Here is a 20,910-nt window from a genome sequence, read left to right on the forward strand (position 1 = left end):
CTTATATTAATAATGCTTTATTCTAGGAGGTATATCTTTGAAGGAGAGAATATTTTTAATTTTACAGATATCTGCTGTTTTCATTGGGACAATAGTTGGTGCAGGACTTGCATCTGGCCAAGAAATATCCCAATTTTTCACCCAGTATGGTTACAAAAGCTTTTTCGGCATATTGATCTGCTGTGCCATCTACATAATAATGTCTTCAATCATAGTCAATATAAGTATAAAATACAGATTGAACTCCTATGATGGTCTTATACTACTGGTAAGCCCGGGATTTTTAGGATTGGTAACCAATTTCCTGACTACCTTTTTTTTAATTGGAGGTGCCTCAATAATACTTGCCGGAAGTGGAGCCCTTATACATCAATATTTTGGCATATCAAGGTGGATAGGCATACTTCTCATGGTTGTGGTATCCATAATCATTTTACTCAGAGATATCAAAGGTCTCATGGAAATAAATTCAATAATAGTTCCTTCTCTTGTGATTGTAATATTTACTCTTTTCATGCTGCATTTAATTTTTTATAAAAACATAAATCCGTCTTTCATAAAAAGTATACCTCATTATAAAGACGGTTGGCTTTTATCTTCACTGATATATTCAGGATTCAACATATTGTGCTGCAGTGGTGTACTTGTACCCCTAAGCCTTTCCATAGGCAAAAAAAAGAGTCTTGTAACTGGCTCCATCATAGGTTCCCTTGGTCTTACAGCTTTGGCTCTCATAATAAATTTCTTATTGATTTCGAACATACCTTATATATTCAAATACGAAATTCCTCTGCTTTACATCGCCAATCGATTTGGGAAATTGATTCAGATAATGCTTCTGCTGATAATTTGGCTTGAAATGTTCTCCACAGAAGTGTCGGACATATACAGCGTAGGTAAAAATTTTCAGGAGATGTTTCATATATCCTACAATAAATCAGTGTTCTTGATCATATTAATTACAATTCCCATATCCCAGATTGGTTTTATAAACCTAATCTCCTTTTTATATCCTGCATTTGGAGTGATTGGTTTTATATTTATAGTACAATGCACAATTTTTTATATAAAAGATACTCTATGACTTTCTTTACAAAACAAAATATATACTTTAACATATTAATATATAAAATATGAAAGAAGTGTTTTTTAATGTTGAATACCCTCAAAAACTGCAAATTATGTCCCAGAAAATGTGGCATAAATAGATTAGAAGGAACTATCGGCTTTTGCAATGCAGGCAAAAACGTAAAAATAGCTAAAGTTTCTCTGCACAAATGGGAGGAACCCTGCATTTCAGGCACTGCAGGCTCGGGTACCATATTTTTCTCCCACTGCAATTTGAAATGTGTTTTCTGCCAAAACCACAGTATAAGTGCTGAAAACACAGGTAAAGAAGTGTCTATAAAAAGGCTCAGCAATATATTTCTAGAACAGCAAAAAAGAGGTGCCCATAATATAAATTTGGTAACCCCTACCCATTATATACCTCAAATAATCCAGGCTCTTCAAATAGCCAAATCAGAAGGATTAACCCTGCCCATACTTTTTAACACCAACAGTTATCAGACTACAGATGCATTAAAAGCCCTAAACGGATATGTAGATGTGTATCTAGCCGATTTAAAATATTTCAGCAATAAATACTCTGTTAAATATTCCAGTGCTCCTGATTATTTTAGTTATGCCTCAAAATCTATAAGAGAAATGTACAATCAAGTTGGAGCCCCAAAATTTAACAATGATGGTCTTATAACAAAAGGAGTGATAATACGTCACCTTATGCTGCCTGGCTTGCTCTTTGATTCTAAAAAGATAATAGATTATATTTATAATACCTATGGAGATTCAGTATACATAAGCATAATGAATCAATATACCCCTATGTATCACTCCTATAAATTCCCCGAAATAAACAAAGTTTTAAATCCGGCACACTATGATTGTTTTATAAATTACTGCATCTCTCTCGGAATAAAGAATGCATTTATTCAGGAAAGTGGTACTTGTTCTGAAAATTTTGTGCCTAATTTTGATCTACAGGGAGTTTAATTCCTGCTATTAAAAATTGGACAAAAGAACTATGCCTCCTGTCCAATTTCTTAATTTTCATATTTTATATCTATCAAGTTCTGATTTAAAGGATTCTGTTATCTTTTTAAATTCTCCTATACTATTCATAAGATTTTTGATATCATTGGTATAATTGGATACATTGGCACTAACTTCCTCCGATGATGCCGAATTCTCCTGAGCAATTGCTGCCAATGATTCCATATTGTCATATATCCCCGCTATAGAATCAGATTCCTGGGTAAGTTTGTTTATAGTTTTTATCATGGAGGAGGCTACTTTCTCTATAGAATCTGTCGCTTCATAACTTATATCCCTCACATTTTGAAGCTTACCACTTTCCAGCTTCAGTACATCAAACTGTTCCTCTATATTTTTTACCAGTTTCTCTATATCTTCTGCGAATTTAACAAGATTGGAATTTATGTCTTTTACAGCATCCTGAGATTGTTCTGCCAGGTTTCTTACCTCTTCAGCTACTACTGCAAATCCTTTTCCCTGTTCTCCGGCACGGGCGGCTTCAATGGAAGCATTGAGAGCCAATAAATTTGTTTGTTCTGAAATACCTGAAACTATGGAAACTATGCCGGTTATGTCTTTTGCTTTTGATTGGAGCTCAGTTCCTCTGTCCCTGACTTTTTTAAAGCTCTCCAAAGTACCCAATATATTCTTGCTCGCACTATCTACATTTTTATAGCTGTTGTTTATTTTACCCATGGATTTTTCAAGTTCCAATTTATTATCATTTTCATTTCCAACTATACATTTCAAATTTTCAATATTATCATTCAATACAGACACCACTTTTTCAGTATTTTCCGCCTGATTCACTGCACAGTTGGCTACCTGCTCCACCACATCGGATATTTCACCGGAAGTATTGTCCATTGAAGTGGATATTCTATTTATATTTGAAACAAATGTATTCATTTCATCAGTGACACCTTTAAATCCCACAAAATCTGATTTGATCATCTTTTTATGTTGTTTTAGAAGCTCATATATATTTTCAAAAAAATCATTTGTCTCTATGTCCCCATCCTCTATATAATTATTTTTATTGATTTTATTTATGGCATCTACTATAGCAGTTTGGGGCTTCATAAGCATATAACCCGATATACAGGCTCCCAGAAAAGCTATAAATGAGATCGCTATGGACTTAAATAAATTATTTAACCCGAACATAGGCACAGATATTATCAAACATAATATAAAGCTGAATATTCCTATCTTTATTCCAATGTTCTTTATAAATCCAAAAGAAAGCAATTTGTTAAATCCGTAAACCTTCTTATAATATATGTCTTTTTCAAAAGTGAATTTAAATTTTACAGAGTTGCTTGTTTCATCAATTTTCTCTATTCCAAGCTTTTCTCCAAAAAACTTAGCACTTCCTTCTATCATACCAATAAGATAATCAAACATAGCTCTTTCAGACTTGTATTCAAATACAGCAGTTCTAGATGAAACAGGATTTATTACTACTAAAGGCGGTTTTGCACCTGGAAATTTTTTAGTCATAACTACATGTACATCAAACATGGATCTTAGAAATGAATACAAATTTTCATGCTTAAAAAAAGCAGGATAATCTTTATGGAAAGCATTTATATTGTCCAGTCCTATTTTCTTCCACAAAGTCCTTACATCCTCATTATTGGCTTTTGCAATAGCTTCAATAACATTTTTTATTTGTCCATCATCTACGTTTTCAATTGGAGAGAATATCTTAGATGCTCCCCACCCAACTTCATCCATAGCAGTGTTGACAGTTTCATCACCATAAAGTTTTCTACACGTTCTCATCCATGTAGCAACCACAGTACCCTTCATACTTTACCCTCCTCCTATGTAATTGATCTACAGCACAATTTCCACTTTATCCAATTTTGCGATTACCTTTAAGCTGCCAATGTCCACACTTTCCGTTCTCACAGTATTGTTACCACTTATGAGAAGCACCTTGTTACTATCCAATTTTTTTATCTGCCTTATCTCCCTTCCACCATGGTACTCCACCAAACATATAACATTGTTTTCAATTTCTCCGGTAATATGTGCAAAGGCCAAGTCACCTCTATGTATTCTGAAACCTTCCATATCATCACTCTCTATTTTCAAATACAAAACCTTATCCTGTGAATATCCTTCTATTTTATTCTCAATTAAAGGAAGCTGTTTGAAACCAATGGGCCTGCCTAAATCATATTTATAAATAGGTACCTTTTTCAAAACGGATCCAAAAGCTTCATTCCAAATATCCTTGACTTTCTCTTCTCTATTAGATATCGGAGGGAATTCTTCTTTCTTGACATCATCTGACTGTTCTTCAAAAGACATGGTTATATCATTCATATCTTTACCTAAAATTTTAGAAATCCTATCTATTATCCCCTGATTGGCTATTCTTCTCCCCATCTCAACTTCATTTACAAATCCCTCGGAAACTCCCAACTTCCTGGCAAGCTTTTTTTGACTAATTCCTGATTTAATTCTTGCAGATTTTATTTTTTCCCCTATTCTACTCATTTTTTCCTCCCATTATCACAATTATGTTAAATAATATAATCAATATTAAGTTGAAATTCCTTTGTTCTTTTCAAACCATGCTCTCTCCTGAAGAAGGTGACTCAGTAAATAACCAAAGCTCCAATTTATGGAAGTTTTAGTTACTACAGCCAAAATGGGCATGCTATTCATCTTAACCTTTAATTCTCTCATAATTCCGCTTATTTGTCTGTCCGTCAGATTATTAAACAATATTACTTTCTCATTTAAAAAATAGCCAGTATCTTGTTCTCTCAATTCTTTTTCCAGATCTCCTGATAATATATCTTTTATCTTCATCTCCGTCATATGATCTTTTATTATTTTAAAACCGTCAACATTGAATTGCCTGCCTGCACCTTTTACAATCTTTTCGTCATTTTTACTAAAACCATACATAAGTATGGTCTTACTATTCTGTAGAGACATATACACATCCATCCTTTCAAGACATAAAATAAAATTCTAATTAATTTCCCCTCTCAAAAGCTCATAGCTCAATTTTATAATATCCTGACTATTCATAGAATTAAATATTCTTATATTTCCCAATTTATCCCTATTACTGGCTTGAATATCGTATTTAACCAGCTGTCTTTTAAGTTGCTGTACAGTTCCCCTGCTGCCATCTATTATGGGAGTATCATCATCCAATACCTTGGATATGCTTTCTTTTATAAAAGGATAATGAGTACACCCCAGTACCACAGCCGCAATTCCACTTTCTTTGAAAGGATTCAATCTTATCTTTAAATACTGCTCAATTTTTTCTCCACTTATTATACCCTGTTCTATAAGCTCTACAAGTCCAGGACATGGCAGTGGCTCTATTTTTGAATTCCTGTCAAATTTTTTCATAAGATTGGCAAACTTTTTTTCAGCCAATGTCATAGGGGTTGCCATTATAACCACTTTTCCCTTTCTCCCGAATTCCATAGCCGGTTTCAAGGCTGGTTCTATACCTATTACGGGCATATACTTGCTATACTTCTCTCTCAAATCTATTATAGCTGCACTGGTTGCCGTGTTACATGCGATCACCAATGCCTTTATATCTTTTTTCAATAAAAACTCTACGGCATCAAGTGTAAGTTTTTTTACATTCTCTACAGTTCTCACACCATAAGGAGCCATTTTCGAATCCCCAAAATACACGAAATCCTCATTGGGTAAAATTTTAACAGCCTCTCTTAAAACACTTATGCCGCCTATTCCAGAATCAAAAAAACCAATCGGTCTACTCTCTGACTCCACTTTATCACCTCATTAATTCCAATAAATATATTACATTTTACTATTTATATTATATATTATAGATTTAAAGTATACAAACTTCAAAATTAATGCATAAATATACATTACGCCTATATTTTATACTTTCAATAAAATATAAACTGATTATCCTTTAACAATATTGCAAATTATCCTCTAAATTCTTTAAAATATATTGACATACATACATATTAATTATAAAATCATAGATATATAAAAATTAAAAATATAATTATAGATTTATTATGCACAGCGATTAGAGTAGTAAAATACTCTTTCAAAATTATTCATAGGAGGGAACACCATGTTAAAAGATCTTATCTATATAGTGCCCAAGGAAAAGCACTCAGAAGAAAATTTAAAAGAAATACTAACTTCCCATCCAGAAATAAAATTTGTATCCCTGATAGGCATAGACCTTTCTGGAAATGATACTGATGAAAAAATTCCCATCAAAGTTCTTCTGGATGATATAACCGCCTTTTTAAAAGGTGCAATCCAAACCGATGGTTCATCCGTAGTTCTCCCGGGAATTGCCAGCTTAAATAATGCAAAGGTAGATATGGTATGTGATTTAGACGTAAACTGGTATGTTGAGTACAATACAGATAATGTGGATCCTGAGACCGAAAAACCTGTAGGAACGCTTAGAATTCCATGTTTCCTGTATCATGAGAACAAAGCCGTAGATTCAAGATACACTTTAACTAACTGTATAGAGCATTTCAAAGCAGATCTTCTGAATTTATTCAAAGAGCACCCAGATTCCCTGACCCCTTTCGGTATAAAATATGACGACATAGATAGTGTAGCTGCAACTTGTGCTACAGAACTGGAATTTTGGGTAAAAACTCCCAACAACCAGGCTGAAATTGAGGAACTTTCCACCTCACAGGTACTTCAGGAACAATACTGGACTAGAACAAAAGGTGTGGTTAGAACAGCCTTGGAACAGACCATTTTGAACATGGAGTTATATGGTCTAGAACCAGAAATGGGCCATAAAGAGGTAGGTGGCGTAAAAGCCAAAATTGATGAATCCGGAAATTTCAATCATATAGCAGAACAGCTGGAAATAGATTGGAAATATTCCAGTGCTATACAAGCTGCTGACAATGAACTTCTTGTAAAAAGTATAGTCAAGGAAACCTTTAGGCAAAACGGACTGGAAGTCACTTTCCTTGCTAAACCTATAGATGGAGTAGCCGGCAGTGGAGAACATACTCATATAGGCTTGGCTTTGAAATTGAAGAATAATAAGACAATAAACTTATTTTCTTCTACTAAACAGCACTTCTTAAGTGTCTTCGGATATTCTTCTGTAATGGGAATACTTAAAAACTACGAAGTCATCAATCCTTTTGTTTCTTCCACAACTGATGCACTCAGAAGGTTAAAGCCAGGATTCGAAGCTCCAATCTGTATTGTAACTTCCGTAGGTCATGCTGTTGATTTACCTTCAAGGAACAGAACGGTACTTATAGGTGTTGTAAGAGATCTTGCAAGTCCTTTATCCACAAGATTCGAACTCAGAGCTCCAAACCCACGCACCAATACTTATCTGGCCTTAACTGCATTATATATCTCCATGATGGACGGAATAACTTATGCCTTAAAAAATAATAAAAATGAAGACGACCTGTTAACAGAACTTTCTAAAAAACCTGGAGAAGATGCAGATTATCTGGAAAAGGAAAGAGCATACAGAAGTGAGGAAAACATATTTGAAGATTTTACTGATGAAGAAAGAGAAAAATTCTTTGGTAAAGCTCCTGCAACTGTATACGAAAATCTCTCTGCCTTTGATAAATATCCAAAAAAGAAAGCCATCTTGGTTAAGAATGATATATTAAATGACAAATTGATAAACAGCTTTAAACTTGGTGCTATAAAAAGATGGCTGGTAGAAATAAATCACAGGATTATAAATGAATTTACTGATGAAATAAGGAGTTATAAAATTCTTCATTCCATAGATAAAGCTCTTGATCTTGATGTGGCAAACTGGATGAAAATAGAGGAGCTAAAATATTATTTAATGAAAGATTCCTATTCCAAAAAAAGTTTATTTTCAAGAATAAGAATTGCTTCTGAAAATAAAGATTACGAAGAAGTTTCCAAGCTTCAGGTAGAAGCTGAGGAAAGAATGTCTGAATTGAGAAGTTTGTATTCAACATATAAAAAAAATTTACTGGACATTTAATATAGAAATAAGAGCAAGAACAAATCTTGCTCTTATTTTTATAAAACACTCTAAAAATTCTTCAAAGGCAAATTTCTTATCAACATCTCTTTTTTATTATTTATAGGTTTCCACAATGCTATTCTGTCAATGCGCACCATTTTATTTACTCCCTCTCTCTTAACACTTTCACAAGCTGCTGCATACTCCTTAGAACTCCATTCCCTCATGGCATAATTTGTATTAGCCAGTGAAATATGCAGATCCCAGTTCTCTATATCCTTCCTAACATCAAATTTATACAACTTCAGTTTATCGTTTATTTGCCTTGCCAATCTTATAATGTAACCTTTATGTTCCACCTTCAAGTTTACAGATTTATAGGGAGGCTCAAAGCAGATAGTCCCATTTATTTTCGCTCTAAATTTTTTATATGGATTAACTATTTCTGAAACAATTTTCCATAATTTATCTATATCGGGATTTTCTACAACTTCAAGAGTTATATGTAAAACTGGCATATTTTTATACAATCTATATTTTCTGCATATGTTTTTTTGTATACGTTCAATATATGAATAAGAATCTCTATCAAACAATGCTACTAAATAGTACTTCATTATTTTCTCAATCCCCCAAATAATATTATAAACTATGTGCCTTATATAAATATTATATCACAGAATCATCAGCTTCATAATGTAAAAATTGCCACGAATCTTCAAGTATATAAAATGCTTAAAGATCAAAGAATATTATTGTCTTAAAATTTATAGAAAAGAGGTGAAAATCCTGCCCATCTAAAAGAAAAATATTTTAGAGCAGGAGATACGTATGAATAGCGCTCGCAATAACAGCATTGGCTGTGTAGTTAATGAATGTAGATTCCACGCAAAAGACACAAACCACTGTACACTTGATAAAATACAAGTTACAAAACATGAATCTATGGCTAAAGACATTGAATGTACTGATTGTGGAAGTTTTGTAAAAGAATAGCTATCTAATATCTTTTTACCCCATAATGAAAGAAATCAGTTTTACTTTTTAACTGGTTTCTTTTATTTTGGGAATAATTATTTCTAGGTTATGTTCATATTTTAAAAATTAATGTTAAAATAATATAGAATTATGATATAATAAATTTTGTGTAATATGAATTAAATTTTGAGATTTTCTAAATTTTATATAAATATAAATTTGTGATAAGGATGGATACATGAATGGATAAATTGGTAATTAACGGTGGAAATCCCCTTTTCGGTTCAATAGAAATTAATGGTGCTAAAAATGCAGCTGTAGCAATTTTACCAGCCGCAATAATGGCCAGCAGCGATATATGTTCAATTGATAATATCCCTAATATAGAAGATGTTCACTGTATAGAAAGAATTCTCTCAAGCTTAGGGTGTAAAATAAAAACAGGTAGAAATTCAGTAGTAATTGACAGTACTGATATAGTGAGTATGGATGCAAATACAAATGATGTGCGAAAAATGAGAGCTTCTTATTACCTTATAGGTGCCCTTTTAGGCAGATTTAAAGAAGCCAGGGTGGAGCTTCCCGGAGGGTGCCCTATAGGAGTCAGACCTATAGATCAGCATATAAAAGGCTTTGAAGCACTAGGTGCTAGGGTGGAAATCAAGCATGGATGTGTAATAGTAAAAGCTGACAAATTAGTTGGAACTAATATATTTTTTGATGTGGTAAGTGTAGGTGCCACTATAAATGTAATGCTTGCTGCCACCCTTGCAGAAGGCATAACCATTTTGGAAAATGTAGCTAAAGAACCTCATGTAGTAGACGTGGCAAATTTTTTAAACAGCATGGGGGCAAATATAAAAGGTGCCGGAACAGAGGCAATAAGAATTGTAGGTGTAAAAAAATTAAAAGGCTGCTCTTATAGTGTAATTCCGGATCAAATAGAGGCAGGTACATATATGATTGCTGCTGCAGCATGTGGTGGTGAAGTTCTAGTACAAAACATTATACCTAAGCATCTGGAGTCCATATCGGCAAAACTTATAGAGATGGGTGCCCAGATAATAGAAGATGGTGATTCTATTACTGTAAAATCAAATGGAAAGCTAAAAGGTGTGAACATTAAGACTCAGCCCTATCCTGGCTTTCCCACGGATGTGCAGCAGCCCCTTAGTGCACTTTTAACTGTAGCTGAGGGTAGAAGCATCATAAATGAAAGTATTTGGGAGAGCAGATTTAAACATGTAGATGAATTAAAGAAAATGGGTGCCAATATAAAAGTAGAAGGTAGAACTGCAATCATAGATGGAGTTGAAAAATTGAGCGGTGCTGTAGTAAAAGCCACGGACTTAAGAGCCGGTGCAGCTATGGTCATAGCTGGACTCATTGCAGAGGGAACTACTGAAGTTTTAAGTATTGAGCATATTGATAGAGGGTACCCAAATATAGAAGACAAATTCAAAGCCTTAGGTGCTGATATAAAAAGAGTATCTTATTCTAAATAATATTTTGTGGGGAGACTTTTAATATGATTTTTTGTCCTTTGTACAGTGGTAGCAGTGGAAACAGTATATTTTTGGCATCTCGCCGCACCAAAATTTTAGTAGATGCAGGTCTTTCCGGTAAAAGCATAGAAAGAGGTCTTGCAAAAATTGGCTGCAATGCCAATGAAATAAATGCAATATTAGTCACCCATGAGCATATTGATCATATTAAAGGAGTAGGTGTACTGTCCAGAAAATACAATATACCTATCTATGCTAATTGTCTCACATGGAAAGCCATGCTGAAGTCTATCGGCAAAATAAAAGAAAACAATATTAAAATAATTTCTAATAGCTGTATAAGTATAAATGATATGGATATAACAAGTTATTCCATATCTCATGATGCTGTAGATCCTTGTGGATATGCAATAAACTGCGGTAATAAGAGGGTCTGCATAGCAACAGATTTGGGGTTTATTTCAGAAAAAATCAAATCTATACTTAAAGACTCAGATGTAATACTTTTAGAAAGCAATCATGATGTAGAAATGCTAAAGTTTGGCCCATATCCCTATGAGTTGAAAAGAAGGATATTAAGCAAAATAGGACATCTATCCAATGATGATTGCGGAAAAGCCATATTGGATATTTTAAATAGCAGGTTTAAAAGAATTATCCTGGGACATTTAAGCAAAATAAATAATTATCCTGAGTTAGCCTATCAAACTGTAGCAACTACCTTAAGTGAAGCTGGAGTTAAATTAAAATCGGATATAAATATATCTATGGCAAAACGTGATGAACCCAGCAACTTTATAAATTTCTAATAAAAAGGTGGTAATATATGAAAAGAATCTTTAGTATGATACTATGTTCTACAATTGCATTTTCAGGTTTGACATTGACTGCCTGTGAAAGACAAGATAATATGAGTATAAATAATAAACAAAAAGAAAAGGATATAGTACTTTCAAAAGGAAAGACTAATTCATTGGATTTAGATGTTTATTTCAATTCCTCAAGTAATTCAAATACTGTTGAAATTACAAAAGAGAGCAGAGTCATAAAACAAGATGAGCTGTTGGCGGAAACAATAGTAAATGAATTGATAAAGGGACCTTCTGTCAATAGTAAACTGGCCCCTGTACTCCCCAGAAACAGCAAGGTCATAAGTATTTCAATAAAAGATAACATAGCTTATTTAAACCTAAGCAAAGAAGCCGATATTAAAATGACTTATGCTGGAGAAGAAGCTTGCCTAAAGAGTATAATTTTTTCTCTTGAGCAGCTTCCCACTATAAAAAAAGTTAAGATCTCTATAGATAATAAGGATTCCAGCATCTGGGGAAATAATTTTGATTTATCCAAACCTCTTGGTAAAAATGATATTGAAAAATCAGGTAGACATTAATCGCTGATTATCTAGAAACACATTTGAAAAAATTTTACAGCCAATACACTTAAAATTTATTCTTAATTTCGAAAGGAGGCACTGCTGCTAAATATATGTGGCAGAGTTAGATATGAATTTATACAAAGAATGGACAGACATGGTAGTAAATTTTGTGAAATCAAAAGGAGAAGCTGCTTTCTGGCGGGAATACGGCTCAATTGAAAAAAATATTTATACAAAAATATTATCTGAACACAACCCTGTACTAAATGGAACAATAGATGAGCTGGCTGAAAAATTTGAAACCTCATCAATATTCTTTACAGGATTTTTGGATGGCATAAATCAAAGTATTGAAAAACCTCTTGAATTGGAAAACCTCGAGGAAAATTCAACCATCAGTATAAAAATTGACTTTGAAAAATTATATTATAATATGCTGGATGCAAAAGCGGATTACCTATATAAACTTCCTCAATGGAATTCCATATTCTCCAAGGAAAAAAGGAAAGAAATCCATAAAAAATGGGTTGCTTCTAAAACTGTAGTCAATAAAGTTAAAATAGGCAGAAATGATCCCTGTCCATGTGGAAGCGGCAAAAAATATAAACAATGCTGTGGTAAAAATAATTAGTAGAAGAGATGTTTTAAAGCTAAGTACTTAGCTTTGAAGCATCTCTTTTACATTCATGAGATCAATAACCTGATTTAAATGACTTTTCAAAAGTTTACTCCCTTTTGCTTTATATGTTATTATCTAAATAGTATATTTAACATTTTAAAATTAAGGAAGGAAACTTTATCATCATGTGGAACAAAATTCGATTTTCAATACTTTTAATCATATTAATTTCTGTTTTTGGATTTATTTACTTCAACAGTCCTCTCAGAGCCAACAAAGATCATCCCATAATAACCGGTTCTTTTATACAGCTGGATATGACACAACACTGGAATAATGATGATTGGAAAAATGAATTGAACTATTTTAAAGAAAACAAAATGAAATATATAATAATAACAAATATCTCTCAGACTCAAGGAAACGTGACAAAAACCTGCTATAAAAGTAATATTCCTGGATATAAAAAAATATATGGGAATGTAGATCCAGTAGAATTATGCTTAAAAAATGCAGAAGCTTTGAATCTAAAAGTTTTTATAGAACCCAATTTCAATAGTGACTGGTGGCAGATACTGCCAGATAATTATTCCTGGCTGAATTCACAGATGAATAGATCCAACATAATAGCTGATGAGCTGTATAAGAAATACCACTCCAGATATCCGAATGCTTTTTATGGATGGTATTTCCCCTACGAAGTGGACAATGCTAAATTCACTAAAGCCAGTGAATTCGATAATTTGTCTAATGCCATTAACCTCCATTTAAATTATCTTGATTCAAAGAAAGAGCGGCTTCCAATTTTGTTGTCACCATTTATGAATTCATCTGCTGGTAGTTCAAAGGAATACGCTTCAAATTGGCAGTATTTGTTTTCAAAAACAAATTTCAAAAACGGCGATATATTCTGCCCTCAGGACTCCATAGGCAGCGGAAGATTGAAACTAGAGGAAGTGAATTCCTGGTATACTGCCTTGAGAAAAGCTGTGGATAAAAAGCCCGGAATGCTATTTTGGGCAAATGCAGAAAATTTTGACTATGTAAACAACTCCAGCGTACCTTTGGATCGATTTTTGAAACAACTTATACTGGAAAGTCCCTGTGTAGATAATATAATATGCTTTTCCTACAGCCATTATTACAGCCCTGACAATATAAACAGCGGATTTAATAAAGAATATTCATACTATGTAAAAAACGGAAAGTTACCTGACAGAAAATTGGGCATCCCCCAAAATTTGACTATATCAACGTTGGAAAAAAATAAATTTAAAATAACCTGGTCATCTCCTGAAAATACAGATGACATATGTGGTTATGAAGTATACAGAGACAATGTACTGATTTCAAGAGTCATTGTTCAGAGAAAATATGGAGGCAGCCCTGAAAGGTTTTCAAAATCGATTATAGACATACCTCTTCTAAAAGAAAATACAAGCTCCTATACTTACACAGTAAGATCCCTTGGATTTTCAGGAAATGTCTCAAAACCCTCGGACCCAGTTACAGTTAAAGTGGATGCCATAAATAAATTGCCCCATCTGCTTTCTAGAAATTGCAAATACTCCATTGTTCCCTCACCTCACGAAAAATATAATGATATAAATCTTACAAAGCTCACGGACGGCAGATACTCTTCTACAAATTCAGTAAAAGACAATGCTCTGGTAGGATGGTACAATGAGGCCGTAGATGTAACTGTAGACCTTGGAAAAATAGAATCGGTACAGCAATTTATGGTAAGCTATTTAAGGGATCCCATTCCCTGGGCTGAACTTCCCGAAAGAGCATCCATCGGAGTATCCCAGGACGGAATAAATTATACTCCCATCGGACTTTTAAGAATACCATCTGTACCTTTTTCAGACAGATATGGTTCAAACTATAAAATATACCTGACTTTAGACAAAACCATAAATGCCAGATATGTAAAACTTACTTCGGTCAACAAGGCAAACTATTATATATTCATGGATGAATTTGAAATAAGAAAGTGATATAATCATTGACAATGGATATTATAAATATTATAATTTTAAAATAAAGTTTATAATTCTCTATAAATAGAATAATTCAAATATACAAGACTATGAAGAGAAGAGTAAATATAGAAACTATTTTAAGCGAGCTGGTTATGGTGAAAGTCCAGTATAAGACTATATTGAAGAACATCTTGGAGTTTCTAACCGAAATCCTTGGGGAAAGTAGGCTTAGAGGTATTCAACACCTTAACATGAAGGATAATAAAATTTATTCTATTATCCTGGAGTTGACCATATTTTCATGTTTTATGGTAAATTGGGTGGTACCGCGAACATCAAGTCTTTCGTCCCTTTGAGGATGAGAGGCTTTTTTACTAATAATCTAGAAATATAATATATTTACACAGGAGGAAGTTATGGAAACAACATTAATAAAATCTCTCTATAGAGAAACCGAAAAGTTTTCAAATAAGAAAATCCAGATTTCAGGTTGGATCAGAACTATACGAGACTCAAAATCCTTTGGCTTTATAGAATTGAATGATGGATCATTCTTTAAAAACATCCAGGTGGTCTTTGACAATACACTGGAAAATTTCAAGCAGATAACAAAATTGGCCATTAGTTCATCACTTTCAGTAGAAGGTATCTTTGTACTCACTCCCGATGCAAAACAACCTTTTGAACTGAGAGCCTGTAAAATAACTTTGGAAGGCAATTCGGCCTCGGATTATCCACTTCAAAAGAAGAGACATACTCTTGAATATTTAAGGACAATAGCTCATTTAAGACCTAGAAGCAATACCTTCTCTGCGGTATTCAGGGTTCGTTCCGTTGCAGCTTACGCTGTTCATAAATTTTTTCAGGAAAGGGGTTTTGTATATGCAAATACTCCTATAATAACAGGAAGTGACTGTGAAGGCGCCGGGGAAATGTTTAAAGTAACTTCACTGGATTTAAACAACATACCCAAAAAAGAAGATGGTACTGTGGACTTTTCCAAAGATTTTTTCGGGAAAGAAACAAATTTGACTGTAAGCGGTCAGCTGTCTGCTGAAACTATGGCTTTGTCTTTTAGAAATGTATATACTTTTGGGCCTACCTTTAGAGCAGAAGACTCAAATACAGCAAGACATGCTGCTGAATTCTGGATGATAGAACCGGAAATGGCTTTTGCTGAACTAAAAGACTATATGGATGTAGCGGAAGATCTGGTAAAATATATAATAAATTATGTACTTGAGAACGCTCCTGAAGAAATGAAATTTTTTAATTCCTTCATAGATAAAGATTTGTTTAAAAGGCTGGATAATGTAGCCAATTCGGATTTTGGCAGAATAACCTACACTGAAGCTATAGACATTCTTAAAAAAAGCGGACAAAAATTTCAGTACCCTGTAGAATGGGGAATAGATCTTCAAACTGAACATGAAAGATATCTAACTGAAAAAGTATTTAACAAACCTATATTCGTAACAGATTATCCAAAGGCCATAAAAGCCTTTTACATGAGGGAAAACGAGGATGGGAAGACAGTAGCTGCTGCTGATTTATTAGTACCGGGAGTTGGCGAAATAGTTGGAGGAAGTCAAAGAGAAGAAAGATATGACGTACTTGAAAGAAGAATAGAAGAACTCGGACTTAACAAAAAGGATTATTGGTGGTACCTGGAACTTAGAAAATATGGTGAGACAAAACACTCCGGTTTTGGTCTTGGATTTGAAAGAATAATAATGTATGTAACCGGAATGTCCAACATAAGAGACGTAATTCCATTTCCAAGGACAACTGGTTCTGCTGAATTCTAATGGCAGTAATTCTTGTGAGCAAGTGGAGTTTTCCTATAATGAATATTTAATTAAAGGAGGAATCATATGGATAAAAGAATTGGAGTAGTGGCCATAGTAGTTGAAAACCTTGAAAATGCCTCCGCAGTAAATGACATACTTCATTCCTTTGCTGATATCATAGTTGGAAGACTTGGTATTCCCTATAGAGAAAGAAATGTATCTATTATATCAGTAATAGTGGACGGCAGTTCAGATGAAATAAATGCCATGACAGGTAAATTAGGAAAAACTGACGGTATAACGGTAAAAACTGCTATAACTAAAAAGTAAGTATCACCTCATGTTTTTTTCTGATAATAAAAGGAAGTGCTGTAAAACTGTTTTTTTAATAGTTTTACAGCACTTCCTTTTCATTTGTATATGTATACATTAAATTTTTTTAATTTTTTTTGCTGTAACCGGTTGCACATTGTTTCAATATTCACTGAATTTCGCTAAAATATAATTATATAGGAAGGTACTTACTTTAAATTTTTTCAACGCAATAGAATATAGAAAGAAAGGGAGCCTATTTATGAATCTAACAAAATTATTTGAATTACAAGAAAATTTGGATCAGAGAATTAAAAAAAACATTTCCATCGATAAAACTTCTTTAATTTCAAAAAAGACTCTTGCACTTCAAGTAAAAATGGCTGAACTGGCTAATGAAACCCGCTGTTTTAATTTTTGGAGTACTAATACTACTATAAATAGAAATTTAATTTTAAAAAACTATATAAATTCTCTATGTTTTATATTGACTCTAGGTATCGAAAAGGGATTTACAGATATCGCAATAAAAATAAAACCTAACGAATACGATACTACAGCCCAATTTTTAAACTTATATATCGATATAAATGATTTTGTGATATCTTCTTCCAAAGATCATTACATAACTCTATTTGAAGATTTCATAAGTTTGGGAAATAAGTTGGGCTTTTCATTAAAGGAGATAGAAAACGCCTATTATAACAATTCTTTCCTAACAGAAAAAACTAAATATCATTGATCTATAGTATTCTCAGGACTTAAAGTCTTGAGAATATTTTTTAATCCTTTTACATCCTGCATACAAAAACTATTAAATATATAAACCCATTATGGTTAAACTAATTTGTGGAGGGTGATAATTTATGTTTGGCATACTATATTCAATAATAGCTGGAATAAGCATGAGTATACAGGGTGTTTTTAACACAAGATTAAGCGAAAAAATAGGTCTCTGGGCTACTAATGCAATAGTTCAAGGTATAGGTTTTATAATAGCACTTATAATAGTTTTGTTATTTGACAAGGGTAATTTTGAAAACATAAACTGTTGTAAAAAATTATATTTCTTTGGCGGCGTACTTGGAGTGATCATAACTTTCACTGTAATGCAGGGCATCAAATCCCTTGGTACCACTCATGCCATTTCCATAATTCTTATATCTCAGCTTTTAGCTGCAGCTTTAATCGACTTCCTGGGGTTATTTGATTCTCAAAAAATAAATTTTACTTTAAATAAAATAGCAGGAGTTATAATTATGATTATAGGTATATTGGTGTTAAAATGGAAAGGATGATAAAATACTTTAAATCCATTAGACTAATCTTAACCGTAACTATATAATTAATACAGAAGCTTTAATTTATCAAATGATACCATTTATTTGGGGGGTACTTAAAAATGGATTTTAAACAAATAGATGCGTTTATAAATGTGGCTAAGTTTAAAAGCTTTTCAAAGGCTGCGAACTCCATATTTTTATCACAGCCTGCCATCAGTTCTCACATCGCCATTCTTGAAAAGGAGCTGAAGGTACAGCTTTTTGACAGGACTTCAAAAGAAGTTGTATTGACTCCTGCAGGTGAATCATTTTTAAAATTTGCTATAGAAATTTTAAATATCCGTGACAAAGCCATACATACTTTGGTGAATTTTAACGAAACTATAACCGGCAGGCTTAAATTAGCTGCCAGTACAACACCCTGTAACGCTTTAGTTCCTTCTCTAATAAAAAATTTTCACCATCTATACCCTGATGCAACCTACAATATCGTAGAATCAAATTGTGCCCAGATAATTAAAAATATTATGAAATTTGATTGTGAAATCGGGTTTGTGAGTGAACCGGTAAATGATGAAAAAATTAAAAGCTATAAATTAGTTGAGGATGAATTGGTGATTATATCCCCTCCTTCATTTAATATTCCAGAAGTCATAGACATACCCTCACTTTTTAAATACAATTTTATATTACGTGAAAAAGGATCTACTACCAGAAGGATCTTTGAAGATATTCTCCATCAAAACGGATACAATATTTCAAACATAGACTCATATTTTGAAGTAAACAATTTGGACACACTCATCCAATTTGTAAAGAATGGATTAGGTATAGCTGCAGTTTCAAATCATCTATTCAGGGATTATATATCCTGGAAGCTTATAAAAGAGAGCAAATTAAAAAACATTCACTTAAAAAGAACAATATATTTGATTTTAAGTTCAAAAAGAACTCTTACCCCGACAGCAATGGCATTTTTCGATTTATGTAAAAAAACCTTTAACATCAAGTGATTTTTACGTTCAGACATAGTTTTCCCATCTGGGAGGTTTTTGAGTAATTTAAATATTATTAACCCTTAATTATTTTCAACAGCATCACATATATTATAATAACTATTATAATATAATATAAACAATTTTAAGGGGAATACTATGTTTTCAATTAAAAATAAGTTGGAACCCAATTTAAAATCAGAAATAAATAAAAATTTATACAAAAACTATAGAGTATTAATAGAATATACTGCCCTGCCGGAAACTATAGAAAAGAAAATAAAATCTTACAGGGGAAAAATACTGCACTCAATTTCAATTACAAATTGTATAAGTGCTGTACTGTCGCCTAATGCCCTAAATAGAATAATAGAATTGCCTCAGGTAAGCCACATAGCAAATGACTGCTTTGCTTCATTATGCGCTGGAAAGAGCATATTGGCTTCAAATGGTATAATATCTCAGGGGAAATACAAACTTACCGGAAAAGGCATCTGTATAGGCATAGTGGACTCTGGTGTCTATCCACATCCCGACCTTTTAAATCCTAAAAATAAAATCAAAAAATTTATAGATCTGATAGGGGAATATAAATACCCCTACGATGATAATGGTCACGGTACTTTTATCAGTGGAATTATATGTGGAAGTGGAGATGAATCCGCTGGAGCATACAAAGGTATTGCAGAAAACAGCGGTATTTATTGTATAAAAGCTTTCAATGGCATCGGTAAGGGATTCGTATCAGATATACTTTTTGCAATTCAGCTGCTTTTAAATGAAAGTAACACTGAGAACATAAAAGTAATTTGCCTTCCTTTTGAATTGTGTTCAAATAATCATTTTATATTATCCCTTTTTAAAAAAGCCTTTCAAAAATCAGCCGAAATGAATATAGCTGTAGTAGTACCTTCAGGCCATTGTGGAAATTTTCAGGGCAGCATACGCGGTATTGCCATTCTAGACAATTGCTTAACTGTAGCCGGAGTAGATACAAGTTCCAGCACCATTAAACCATATATATACTCTTCCTGCGGTCCTGTCCATAAGTTGGAAAAACCTAATTTAGCCGCTGCTTGTGTAAATATATGCTCTATAAATTCTGATACAAAATTCATATCTGAAAGAGACGGGAAGAAAATATATCCAAAATCCCTGGAAAACCCCTATACCTGTTATACCGGCACCTCCTGCTCGGCAGCTTATATAAGCGGTGTATGTGCTCTTTTATACGAAAACAACCCTGAACTCACTTTTAACGATTTGATGTCACTTCTTAAAATATCATGTAACTTTTTGAACATTCCTAAATGGTATCAGGGTGCAGGCATATTAAATTTAGATAAATTACTTCCTTAAACACCATTAAAACCTTTCAAAATTCCTCCATATATTTGACATTTTATTCTCATGTGCTATTATATGATAATAATTTAATTTAGGAGGTATTGTCATGATAAGCGAAAGATTAAAGGAAGCTATAAACGATCAGATAAATTTTGAATATTATTCTGCCAATATTTATCTAGCCATGGAAGCATATTTTGCAAGGGAAAATCTAAATGGTTTCGTAAATTTTTTTAAAGTCCAAATACAGGAAGAAAATCTTCATGCCTCAAAGTTCTTTGATTACCTAAATCAAGTAGGTGCTGGTATAACCATAAAAGGGTTCCCTGATCCCAAAAATGACTATAAATCACCTCTTGAGGTTTTTGAAGCCGGTCTAAAACATGAGCAAATAGTTACTTCAAAAATTAACAATTTAATGTCAATAGCCAATGAAGACAGAGATTATGCCTCTATAACCTTTCTTCAGTGGTTTGTCAATGAGCAGGTAGAAGAAGAGGATACATTTAACAATGCCATCCAGGCACTAAAAAGAATAGGTGACAATCCAGCTGCACTTTACCTATACGATCAAGAACTTGCAGCAAGGACTTTTGTACCACCTGCATCTTCAGCAGCTAGTCAAAATTAATACTTAT

Annotated in this window: 21 protein-coding genes and 1 other annotated feature; of the genes, 16 read left to right on the plus strand and 5 right to left on the minus strand. The window is 33.1% G+C overall.

Annotation, left to right across the window (positions count from 1 at the left end):
• Nucleotides 1-37 precede the first annotated feature (37 nt).
• Nucleotides 38-1,084 carry a YkvI family membrane protein gene (locus tag CLLU_RS06860; RefSeq protein WP_106008912.1) on the plus strand — a complete coding sequence of 349 codons (1,047 nt, stop codon included), beginning with the start codon at nucleotides 38-40 and terminating at the stop codon, nucleotides 1,082-1,084.
• Between the two features lie 68 nt (nucleotides 1,085-1,152).
• Entirely contained in the window at nucleotides 1,153-2,052 is a 900-nt protein-coding gene (locus CLLU_RS06865) for a radical SAM protein (protein ID WP_106008914.1), read from the plus strand.
• Nucleotides 2,053-2,109: 57 nt separating this feature from the next.
• On the opposite strand, the gene CLLU_RS06870 is transcribed toward CLLU_RS06865, so the two are convergent.
• Genes CLLU_RS06870 through murI form a run of 4 tightly spaced genes read right to left on the minus strand, consistent with a single transcriptional unit; the run spans nucleotide 2,110 to nucleotide 5,877 of the window.
• A complete protein-coding gene (locus CLLU_RS06870; RefSeq protein WP_106008916.1) occupies nucleotides 2,110-3,909 on the minus strand; it encodes a heme NO-binding domain-containing protein in 1,800 nt (599 codons plus the stop codon).
• 27 nt (nucleotides 3,910-3,936) lie between these two features.
• On the minus strand, nucleotides 3,937-4,605 hold the full coding sequence (locus CLLU_RS06875; protein ID WP_106008918.1) for a helix-turn-helix domain-containing protein: 669 nt from the start codon (nucleotides 4,603-4,605) through the stop codon (nucleotides 3,937-3,939).
• A gap of 45 nt (nucleotides 4,606-4,650) precedes the next feature.
• Entirely contained in the window at nucleotides 4,651-5,052 is a 402-nt protein-coding gene (locus CLLU_RS06880) for a DUF3783 domain-containing protein (protein WP_158255891.1), read from the minus strand.
• A 36-nt stretch (nucleotides 5,053-5,088) separates the two neighbouring features.
• On the minus strand, nucleotides 5,089-5,877 hold the full coding sequence (murI, locus tag CLLU_RS06885) for a glutamate racemase (protein WP_106008922.1): 789 nt from the start codon (nucleotides 5,875-5,877) through the stop codon (nucleotides 5,089-5,091).
• Nucleotides 5,878-6,199: 322 nt separating this feature from the next.
• Between murI and CLLU_RS06890 the strand changes: the two genes are divergently transcribed.
• Nucleotides 6,200-8,098 (plus strand): type I glutamate--ammonia ligase, encoded by a 1,899-nt coding sequence (locus tag CLLU_RS06890; protein ID WP_106008924.1) that lies wholly within the window; start codon nucleotides 6,200-6,202, stop codon nucleotides 8,096-8,098.
• A 50-nt stretch (nucleotides 8,099-8,148) separates the two neighbouring features.
• On the opposite strand, the gene CLLU_RS06895 is transcribed toward CLLU_RS06890, so the two are convergent.
• Nucleotides 8,149-8,697, minus strand: coding sequence for a 2'-5' RNA ligase family protein (locus CLLU_RS06895; RefSeq protein ID WP_106008926.1), 549 nt, complete (start codon nucleotides 8,695-8,697; stop codon nucleotides 8,149-8,151).
• 214 nt (nucleotides 8,698-8,911) lie between these two features.
• Between CLLU_RS06895 and CLLU_RS06900 the strand changes: the two genes are divergently transcribed.
• The 13 genes from CLLU_RS06900 (at nucleotide 8,912) to CLLU_RS06960 (ending at nucleotide 20,903) form a co-directional block, all read left to right on the plus strand.
• Nucleotides 8,912-9,076: a DUF1540 domain-containing protein gene (locus CLLU_RS06900; RefSeq protein WP_106008928.1), complete on the plus strand. Its 165-nt coding sequence runs from the start codon at nucleotides 8,912-8,914 to the stop codon at nucleotides 9,074-9,076.
• Between the two features lie 224 nt (nucleotides 9,077-9,300).
• On the plus strand, nucleotides 9,301-10,563 hold the full coding sequence (locus CLLU_RS06905; protein ID WP_106008930.1) for a UDP-N-acetylglucosamine 1-carboxyvinyltransferase: 1,263 nt from the start codon (nucleotides 9,301-9,303) through the stop codon (nucleotides 10,561-10,563).
• 23 nt (nucleotides 10,564-10,586) lie between these two features.
• Nucleotides 10,587-11,372, plus strand: a complete 786-nt coding sequence (locus CLLU_RS06910) for an MBL fold metallo-hydrolase (protein WP_106008932.1) — start codon at nucleotides 10,587-10,589, stop codon at nucleotides 11,370-11,372.
• Nucleotides 11,373-11,389: 17 nt separating this feature from the next.
• Nucleotides 11,390-11,956 (plus strand): GerMN domain-containing protein, encoded by a 567-nt coding sequence (locus tag CLLU_RS06915; protein WP_106008935.1) that lies wholly within the window; start codon nucleotides 11,390-11,392, stop codon nucleotides 11,954-11,956.
• A 112-nt stretch (nucleotides 11,957-12,068) separates the two neighbouring features.
• Nucleotides 12,069-12,572 (plus strand): SEC-C metal-binding domain-containing protein, encoded by a 504-nt coding sequence (locus CLLU_RS06920; protein WP_106008999.1) that lies wholly within the window; start codon nucleotides 12,069-12,071, stop codon nucleotides 12,570-12,572.
• A 173-nt stretch (nucleotides 12,573-12,745) separates the two neighbouring features.
• The gene (locus tag CLLU_RS06925) at nucleotides 12,746-14,560 is read left to right on the plus strand and encodes a DUF4434 domain-containing protein (protein WP_106008937.1); all 1,815 of its coding nucleotides are present in this window, start codon (nucleotides 12,746-12,748) and stop codon (nucleotides 14,558-14,560) included.
• 83 nt (nucleotides 14,561-14,643) lie between these two features.
• Nucleotides 14,644-14,900: a binding site (T-box leader), on the plus strand.
• Nucleotides 14,901-14,961: 61 nt separating this feature from the next.
• A complete protein-coding gene (gene asnS, locus CLLU_RS06930; RefSeq protein WP_106008939.1) occupies nucleotides 14,962-16,353 on the plus strand; it encodes an asparagine--tRNA ligase in 1,392 nt (463 codons plus the stop codon).
• Nucleotides 16,354-16,419: 66 nt separating this feature from the next.
• A complete protein-coding gene (locus CLLU_RS06935) occupies nucleotides 16,420-16,665 on the plus strand; it encodes a TM1266 family iron-only hydrogenase system putative regulator (protein WP_106008941.1) in 246 nt (81 codons plus the stop codon).
• A 244-nt stretch (nucleotides 16,666-16,909) separates the two neighbouring features.
• Nucleotides 16,910-17,389, plus strand: coding sequence for a dUTP diphosphatase (locus CLLU_RS06940; protein ID WP_106008943.1), 480 nt, complete (start codon nucleotides 16,910-16,912; stop codon nucleotides 17,387-17,389).
• 124 nt (nucleotides 17,390-17,513) lie between these two features.
• Complete coding sequence (locus CLLU_RS06945) at nucleotides 17,514-17,945, plus strand: DMT family transporter (RefSeq protein ID WP_106008945.1); 432 nt, start codon at nucleotides 17,514-17,516, stop codon at nucleotides 17,943-17,945.
• A gap of 104 nt (nucleotides 17,946-18,049) precedes the next feature.
• Nucleotides 18,050-18,943: a selenium metabolism-associated LysR family transcriptional regulator gene (locus CLLU_RS06950; RefSeq protein ID WP_106008947.1), complete on the plus strand. Its 894-nt coding sequence runs from the start codon at nucleotides 18,050-18,052 to the stop codon at nucleotides 18,941-18,943.
• 141 nt (nucleotides 18,944-19,084) lie between these two features.
• Nucleotides 19,085-20,284: a S8 family serine peptidase gene (locus CLLU_RS06955; protein ID WP_106008948.1), complete on the plus strand. Its 1,200-nt coding sequence runs from the start codon at nucleotides 19,085-19,087 to the stop codon at nucleotides 20,282-20,284.
• Nucleotides 20,285-20,378: 94 nt separating this feature from the next.
• Nucleotides 20,379-20,903: a ferritin gene (locus CLLU_RS06960; protein ID WP_106008950.1), complete on the plus strand. Its 525-nt coding sequence runs from the start codon at nucleotides 20,379-20,381 to the stop codon at nucleotides 20,901-20,903.
• Nucleotides 20,904-20,910: the final 7 nt, after the last annotated feature.

Source organism: Clostridium luticellarii (genome assembly GCF_002995845.1).
Taxonomy (GTDB): Bacteria; Bacillota; Clostridia; order Clostridiales; family Clostridiaceae; genus Clostridium_B; species Clostridium_B luticellarii.

What these genes read in the sequence shown, in the direction of transcription:
- CLLU_RS06865 (WP_106008914.1), top strand. Translation starts at nt 1,153, where the DNA reads ATGTTGAATACCCTCAAAAACTGCAAATTATGTCCCAGAAAATGTGGC.
- CLLU_RS06870 (WP_106008916.1), bottom strand. Translation starts at nt 3,909, where the DNA reads ATGAAGGGTACTGTGGTTGCTACATGGATGAGAACGTGTAGAAAACTT.
- CLLU_RS06875 (WP_106008918.1), bottom strand. Translation starts at nt 4,605, where the DNA reads ATGAGTAGAATAGGGGAAAAAATAAAATCTGCAAGAATTAAATCAGGA.
- CLLU_RS06880 (WP_158255891.1), bottom strand. Translation starts at nt 5,052, where the DNA reads ATGTCTCTACAGAATAGTAAGACCATACTTATGTATGGTTTTAGTAAA.
- CLLU_RS06890 (WP_106008924.1), top strand. Translation starts at nt 6,200, where the DNA reads ATGTTAAAAGATCTTATCTATATAGTGCCCAAGGAAAAGCACTCAGAA.
- CLLU_RS06895 (WP_106008926.1), bottom strand. Translation starts at nt 8,697, where the DNA reads ATGAAGTACTATTTAGTAGCATTGTTTGATAGAGATTCTTATTCATAT.
- CLLU_RS06900 (WP_106008928.1), top strand. Translation starts at nt 8,912, where the DNA reads ATGAATAGCGCTCGCAATAACAGCATTGGCTGTGTAGTTAATGAATGT.
- CLLU_RS06905 (WP_106008930.1), top strand. Translation starts at nt 9,301, where the DNA reads ATGGATAAATTGGTAATTAACGGTGGAAATCCCCTTTTCGGTTCAATA.
- CLLU_RS06910 (WP_106008932.1), top strand. Translation starts at nt 10,587, where the DNA reads ATGATTTTTTGTCCTTTGTACAGTGGTAGCAGTGGAAACAGTATATTT.
- CLLU_RS06915 (WP_106008935.1), top strand. Translation starts at nt 11,390, where the DNA reads ATGAAAAGAATCTTTAGTATGATACTATGTTCTACAATTGCATTTTCA.
- CLLU_RS06920 (WP_106008999.1), top strand. Translation starts at nt 12,069, where the DNA reads ATGAATTTATACAAAGAATGGACAGACATGGTAGTAAATTTTGTGAAA.
- CLLU_RS06925 (WP_106008937.1), top strand. Translation starts at nt 12,746, where the DNA reads ATGTGGAACAAAATTCGATTTTCAATACTTTTAATCATATTAATTTCT.
- asnS (WP_106008939.1), top strand. Translation starts at nt 14,962, where the DNA reads ATGGAAACAACATTAATAAAATCTCTCTATAGAGAAACCGAAAAGTTT.
- CLLU_RS06935 (WP_106008941.1), top strand. Translation starts at nt 16,420, where the DNA reads ATGGATAAAAGAATTGGAGTAGTGGCCATAGTAGTTGAAAACCTTGAA.
- CLLU_RS06940 (WP_106008943.1), top strand. Translation starts at nt 16,910, where the DNA reads ATGAATCTAACAAAATTATTTGAATTACAAGAAAATTTGGATCAGAGA.
- CLLU_RS06945 (WP_106008945.1), top strand. Translation starts at nt 17,514, where the DNA reads ATGTTTGGCATACTATATTCAATAATAGCTGGAATAAGCATGAGTATA.
- CLLU_RS06950 (WP_106008947.1), top strand. Translation starts at nt 18,050, where the DNA reads ATGGATTTTAAACAAATAGATGCGTTTATAAATGTGGCTAAGTTTAAA.
- CLLU_RS06955 (WP_106008948.1), top strand. Translation starts at nt 19,085, where the DNA reads ATGTTTTCAATTAAAAATAAGTTGGAACCCAATTTAAAATCAGAAATA.
- CLLU_RS06960 (WP_106008950.1), top strand. Translation starts at nt 20,379, where the DNA reads ATGATAAGCGAAAGATTAAAGGAAGCTATAAACGATCAGATAAATTTT.